Source organism: Limosilactobacillus avistercoris (assembly GCF_014836425.1).
GTDB lineage: Bacteria > Bacillota > Bacilli > Lactobacillales > Lactobacillaceae > Limosilactobacillus > Limosilactobacillus agrestimuris.
The window spans coordinates 1-5,681 of record NZ_JACSQW010000039.1; the positions used below are offsets into that span (position 1 = coordinate 1).

Here is a 5,681-nt window from a genome sequence, read left to right on the forward strand (position 1 = left end):
TGTTTAGCGACACCATTAAAGACCTTTATGGGTTTTTCTGTCCACTAAAATGTTCAACTTAAATTTTACAATCTGCCGTTTTAAATAAATTTCGGTAATTGTTGCTCAAAAAACGGTAACCATACTTTCAAGTAACCCTCCTGAGTCGGGTGGACATCATCAAACATGGCATTGGGATGAGCAGCTAAGCTTGAACATAAGCCATGGTTATCAAAAAGATCGATAATCCCAAAATCCCACTTTGAGGTTAAGTTTCTCAATTCATTAATTAAAGTTTGATAATCATGGTTGGGATCATCTTGTAAGCAGGTATAGAAAACCAACGGACAATGGAACCGCTTTTGAATAGTTGCACAGATCGTTTCAATTGCACCAAGGGTTGTTTCCTGATCGAACTGATCCCGTTGATCACTCTCCGTTACTTGACCAAGTTTTTTGCCATGCTGGTTATCATTAGTCGACAACTGGCAAACAAACAGATCGTAATCAGCGGTCGGATCAAAATCCCGTTGCAGACGGGCAAGGTAACCATCTGGTGCATTTCCCGCTAATGTAGTACCGGAAACCGCCGACTTGGTTGTGATCACACCATCCCGTGCTTGGAGGTAATCAACAAACGAAACCCCATGGGCCGCAAAGCCGTACGTTACTGAAGAGCCCAGAAAAGCAATCTTTTTCCCAGATAGTGGGGACGTGGGATCATACTCAACTCGATCCGGACTAAACTCGTTTGTATTTCCCCGTTGGTAAGCAGTTGAATTTGCCATTTTGGCCATAAATGCTTGAAAAGTACCACCATTACTTACCATCCTGCAACACTTCCTTAAATCATTGTTCATTACAAGTGAACCAGTTTCCATCAAAATATTCAAGGAAGAACATTCTAGACATACTCCTATAAGGCGGCCTTAACGTCATCAAGCACTTGGCCAATATCACCCTTAATTGCGACACCCCGGTCTTCAATCTGTTCTGGTAAGAACTGGTATTCCTTATTAACCATAACATCAAACGCCCCAGGTAGCTGACTAGTTAATGCCCAGAATGGCTCTTGGATAAACATCGGTGTCATCCAGCCAACACCCATTTCAAGGAAGAGGATCTTTTCTACCCGGTGTTGCCCCAAGAAGTGGTTAATCTTTTGGTACTCTTCGTTGTAAAGCTTATCTTCCAAAAATTCGGGGCCTCGAGCCCATAAGGTTAATGGTGCTCCATCCACTCTGCTCTTTGGAATTAAATCTGCTGCTAAACGATGATCCTTCACTTTGGGCAGTAACTCATCTAAAATCCTTTGAGAACTGTAGAGGTGCTTATCAGTATCTGGATTACTACTCTGGAAGTAAGACCAAGATCCCTGAATTTCACTAACTTGTTCCTTACCAAAGAACTTCTTAAAAATCATATCCTGATTAGTCGTCACAATATGGAACGGTTTCTTCTTAAGAAGAATTGTCAAATATTCATAAGTTGGCTTTTGCGGTGGAATGTTAAAAATCATGTTCATTAATTCTAACGTAAAGCCCCAGCGCTCCTCTTCAAAGTCAAAGTGGTTATAAAAGCCGTTAAATAGACCTTGAAAGTGGTACTTATCATAATAATATTTCACGTGCTTCATACCAGAAATTCATCCCGGCAGCGTTGGACATCCCTGACCCAGCACCAACAACAATCGCATCTGCATCTTTAACGTGTTGAACAAGTTCTTCAATTTTTGTCATCTTTTTTACCTCGTTTCGTTACAGCTTGATTAATTCATTACACTGTGTAGTTAAATTATGGGGATAGCATAAACGAAAAGAAAGAAAATTTGGAGTACAACTTCGCAAATGTGTCCATAATTAGTCAAGCTCTCTGATCTGTCGTTTGAATTAAAAGTGGGTGCCAAATATCTTTAAGGTTACCAAGAAACTGGATGACTTCTGGAACGAATACACACGAAATCTCAATCCTGAAATCTACCCAGTTGATCTTTCGCCACAGTGCTACGACAATAAACAAAAGGTTCTAACTGAAGTTCACCAATATGTGGACTCGTTTTTCCTTGGAGGTGACCACCGGCAACGTGAGCAAGTTCATCGTTCACCTTTGTAAATGGGTAACAACGATCAACCTTAGGATAGAGTTGCGTCTTCTCCAACATCTGACTTACCTGAGCTAATTGATCCCCATCTTCATGAACGTTCATGAAATAGTAACGTTGATTATTTTTTGCTGCTAAGCGATCTAAACGCCAACCCGCGGCGCCAAATAAGAGTCGCTTCCAGGCGGGCATCCCCGTACGAACAGCGAAGACATGGTTAAGCATCCACCGAAGTGACACTAAGCGACCACCCTTCTTCAGGATCCCAAATTGCTTCTGGGGTTCCGAGCCACCAAGCGTGTTGATAACATAATCAACGTTCGATAATACCTGAGAATAGTCAGTGGTCTGGTAGTTGATAAACTGGTCTACCCCAAGTTTCATGACCCGATCCTTGTTTCTCCCACTACCATTGGTAATTACAGATAGCCCCTTTTACTTTGCCAACGAGATCGCCATGGCGCCAAAACTTCCGGTACCACCAGAAATAAATAGGCGACCACCCTTCTTTACGTCCATTAACTGGAAAGCCTGCATTGCTGTCAGGGCAGTTAATGGGACCGTTGCTGCTTCCTCATTTGTTAAATATTCAGGAACTTTTGCAAGGACACTTTCCTCAATCATCACCTTTTCCGCAAAAGCACCGATCCTATCTAGTGGCAACCGTGCATATACCCGTTCACCAACCTTAAACTTCGTCACTTGTTTTCCTACCTGGATAACTTCACCAACCACTTCATTTCCCATAATTAAGGGGAGTGGTTAAGGAATCACTAGCTTAAATTGTCCCCGCGCGATCAGGAGATCCAATGGGTTAACACCGGCCACTAGTGTTTTAATTAATACCTGGTGAGGTCCTACATTAGGAAGATTAACGTCCTGGATAACTAACTTTGGCGATTGCTTTTGGTATTTTTCAAGAATAGCTGCTTTCACGTGAAACACTCCTTTGCTAAAATGTGCTTTTAATTATAGTAACCTAACGTTAAAATTAATCAATAATATTGCTAAGGAGTAACCAATTGAAAACTAAACAATTAACACTAGACGCGATGATGCTCGCAATCCTCATCATCTGTTCACAGATTACAATTCCCCTTCCCGGTGTTCCGCTGACCCTCCAAACATTTGCCATCGGAATGATCGCGACAATGCTTCCATTAAGAGATTGCCTTTTAACAATCTTCACGTACCTCTTAATTGGGAGCGTTGGTCTCCCCGTCTTTGCCAACTTTGCTGGTGGCCTACCAATCCTCCTGAGTCCTTTGGGCGACTACTTAATCGGTTTTCTGATTTACGGCCTCATTACAAGTGGTATTCTAGAATTAACGTCACGCACTCCACTGACGATCTGCTTAGCCAATTTTTTGGAGCAGCTAGTCAACTCATCATCGGTGGCCTGTGGTTAATCCCTGCTAACCACCTCACCCTTTCACAAGCAATGACAATTGGGGTAATCCCGTTTATTATTCCGGGCATTCTGAAACTTTTCCTGGTTGTTGTCGTTGCCCAACGACTTTTGAAAGCACGATTATTAGCAAGGTAAAACCGACTAATATTGGAGGAACACTATGGCAGTTGAAAACGAAGACGGACAATTATCTTTAATAATTGATGACCAGTCCCAGAGTATCCAGGGAGTCAAAATTCCTGATCGAGCAATTTACCAGAACATTAAATTTGTCGTTAAAAGCAACGTCATGGAAGGATGGCAACCAACTTCAGCCGACATTGAAGAGCTAAAGTCCTTTATGGAAACTGAGCATCCCAAATTAGAACATCAATTTAAGACAATTTTCGGTGATTAATATGAATGATGATGAATTAAGAAAAGCCTTTCTCTACCCGAACGGGACCTTGAGAAATAAGTTAAACATCCAAGATCCTGATAAATTAAGTAGCGTCGAATTTCGCATGGTTGCCCACCACGCTTCGTGGCTCCTTGATCACGGGTATCAAGTTAGGAATATGGACGACTTCCCGAAAATCCACCAATTCCTTTTTGGTGAGCTTTATAGTTGGGCTGGTCAACTGCGTACTTATTATATTTCAAAGGGTGGCACAACCTTTATGCCACCAACTGCCTTTGATATGGCGCTCACTAATATCAATGGTCAACTTGACGAGCTCGTAAAAGAAAAGCAGCCAACTGCCTTTCAATACGCTAAACTACTCGACTCACTGAACTACCTCCACCCGTTCCGCGAAGGAAATGGGCGAACAACCCGCTTGTTTTTGCAACTACTCGCTGTCAATCATGGTCAATACCTCGATTTAGGCCACCAAGATGCTAATGTTATTCAGGCATTAAATAATTCTGAACTGACAGTGATTCAACGGTTCATTCATGTAAAAGATTTGAACTAAAAAGGATTGAGAACAAAGATAACAGTTCTCAATCCTTTTTCCTAATTCAAAATTGAGTCTAGCCTCACATCGCTACTTAGCCTTTTGATTACCCAACTCCCAAAAGGCTAAAGCCGAAGCAGCGGCGACGTTCAAAGAATCAACGCCTGTCGCCATCGGGATCTTAATCGTAAAATCACTTTTCGCAATCGTCTTTTCTCGTAGTCCAGGGCCTTCTGAGCCAAGGATAATCGCTAGTTTGTCGACCTTATCCAGCTGAGGATCATCAATACTAACAGTATTATGACGCAGGGCCATCGCTGCTGTTTGGTAGCCATACTGGTGGAGAAGGCCAATCCCCTTTGCCTGCCAGACTTTAGCATCAACATAGGTCCACGGCACCTGAAAGACGGTCCCCATCGCTACCCGGGAAGCGCGGCGATATAGTGGATCAGCTGAGTCAGTCGTTACGATGACCCCATCGATTCCTAGGGCAGCTGCCGAGCGGAAAATTGCTCCAATATTTGCGGGATTAACAACATTTTCAAGAACCGCGATCCGGGGGTGATCAGTTGGCATCGTTGCCAAAAAACTGGCTAGATCAGGACGTTCAATACGGTACATTGCGGAAAGGGCCCCGCGTAAAAGATTGTAACCGGATAACTGGCGGAGTAACTTACTGTTAGCTACATAGATCGGTGTTTTCCCTAGTCCTTTCGTTTGGTTAATCGCCATTTCATGATCCAGGTCAGCCAGGTCGCGATCGAGGACCTTCTCTTCCACTAAGAGTGAGGCCGGTCGGTAACCAGCCCGTATTGCCCGTTCAATTACCTTCGGACTTTCCGCAATAAACAGGCCTGGCTTAGGATTCCGGGCGTGAAAAAGCTGGGCTTCGTTGAATCGCACATAGGGATCTAAGTTGGCCCCAGCTAAGTCTGTGAGAAAAATTAAGTTATGCATGTTAACCAACCTTTTTTATGGATTATACATTATAATTGATTATAGTCGAAACTTTATCAGATTAAAAAAGATAATAAATCCCTCTATGAAGCCCTTCAGTTTTTCATATAAAACTTTTGTTTATGGCAGATTGCAAGAAATAACTTGAACGAATTTAATGACGTAAATTAAGCAGGAAGATATCGATTAGTGTGCGCCAGTTAAGACATTTAAGTGGACGGGAATTCAGATACCAATTGATTTGAACCAGCTGGCGATCGCTCAGCTCTTCAATAGCTTGTCCCTTGGAAATAAA

At 42.7% G+C, this 5,681-nt stretch carries 7 protein-coding genes and 3 pseudogenes; 4 read left to right on the forward strand and 6 right to left on the reverse strand.

Features of this window, described 5'->3' with window-relative positions:
- Positions 1-80: 80 nt before the first annotated feature.
- The 3 genes from H9564_RS08825 to H9564_RS09295 form a co-directional block, all read right to left on the reverse strand.
- Positions 81-809 (reverse strand): SGNH/GDSL hydrolase family protein, encoded by a 729-nt coding sequence (locus tag H9564_RS08825; RefSeq protein WP_191685099.1) that lies wholly within the window; start codon positions 807-809, stop codon positions 81-83.
- Positions 810-895: 86 nt separating this feature from the next.
- Complete coding sequence (locus H9564_RS08830) at positions 896-1,615, reverse strand: SIR2 family NAD-dependent protein deacylase (protein WP_225209643.1); 720 nt, start codon at positions 1,613-1,615, stop codon at positions 896-898.
- Positions 1,590-1,718: a hypothetical protein gene (locus H9564_RS09295; protein WP_263600667.1), complete on the reverse strand. Its 129-nt coding sequence runs from the start codon at positions 1,716-1,718 to the stop codon at positions 1,590-1,592. Before H9564_RS09295 ends, H9564_RS08830 begins: the two co-directional genes overlap by 26 nt.
- A gap of 160 nt (positions 1,719-1,878) precedes the next feature.
- Here H9564_RS09295 and H9564_RS09235 point away from each other — a divergent pair, with 160 nt between their 5' ends.
- Entirely contained in the window at positions 1,879-2,091 is a 213-nt protein-coding gene (locus H9564_RS09235) for a hypothetical protein (RefSeq protein ID WP_404804698.1), read from the forward strand.
- Here H9564_RS09235 and H9564_RS08835 read toward each other — a convergent pair.
- Positions 2,033-3,016, reverse strand: a pseudogene (locus H9564_RS08835) (NADP-dependent oxidoreductase); the annotation flags it as partial. The gene H9564_RS09235 and the pseudogene H9564_RS08835 overlap by 59 nt on opposite strands.
- 215 nt (positions 3,017-3,231) lie before the next feature.
- Here H9564_RS08835 and H9564_RS09390 point away from each other — a divergent pair.
- The 3 genes and pseudogenes from H9564_RS09390 (at position 3,232) to H9564_RS08850 (ending at position 4,447) form a co-directional block, all read left to right on the forward strand.
- A pseudogene (locus tag H9564_RS09390) lies at positions 3,232-3,626 on the forward strand (biotin transporter BioY).
- Between the two features lie 25 nt (positions 3,627-3,651).
- Positions 3,652-3,888: a hypothetical protein gene (locus H9564_RS08845; protein ID WP_191685100.1), complete on the forward strand. Its 237-nt coding sequence runs from the start codon at positions 3,652-3,654 to the stop codon at positions 3,886-3,888.
- Between the two features lies 1 nt (position 3,889).
- Positions 3,890-4,447: a Fic/DOC family protein gene (locus tag H9564_RS08850; protein ID WP_191685102.1), complete on the forward strand. Its 558-nt coding sequence runs from the start codon at positions 3,890-3,892 to the stop codon at positions 4,445-4,447.
- Between the two features lie 72 nt (positions 4,448-4,519).
- Here H9564_RS08850 and H9564_RS08855 read toward each other — a convergent pair whose 3' ends face one another.
- Positions 4,520-5,386: a TrmH family RNA methyltransferase gene (locus H9564_RS08855; protein WP_191685101.1), complete on the reverse strand. Its 867-nt coding sequence runs from the start codon at positions 5,384-5,386 to the stop codon at positions 4,520-4,522.
- A 154-nt stretch (positions 5,387-5,540) separates the two neighbouring features.
- Positions 5,541-5,681 (reverse strand): annotated as a pseudogene (locus H9564_RS08860) (IS30 family transposase); the annotation flags it as partial.

Bases quoted from the DNA above. Each gene is read 5' to 3' on its own strand.
- H9564_RS08825 (WP_191685099.1), bottom strand. From the start codon at position 809: ATGGTAAGTAATGGTGGTACTTTTCAAGCATTTATGGCCAAAATGGCA.
- H9564_RS08830 (WP_225209643.1), bottom strand. From the start codon at position 1,615: ATGAAGCACGTGAAATATTATTATGATAAGTACCACTTTCAAGGTCTA.
- H9564_RS09295 (WP_263600667.1), bottom strand. From the start codon at position 1,718: ATGACAAAAATTGAAGAACTTGTTCAACACGTTAAAGATGCAGATGCG.
- H9564_RS08845 (WP_191685100.1), top strand. From the start codon at position 3,652: ATGGCAGTTGAAAACGAAGACGGACAATTATCTTTAATAATTGATGAC.
- H9564_RS08850 (WP_191685102.1), top strand. From the start codon at position 3,890: ATGAATGATGATGAATTAAGAAAAGCCTTTCTCTACCCGAACGGGACC.
- H9564_RS08855 (WP_191685101.1), bottom strand. From the start codon at position 5,386: ATGCATAACTTAATTTTTCTCACAGACTTAGCTGGGGCCAACTTAGAT.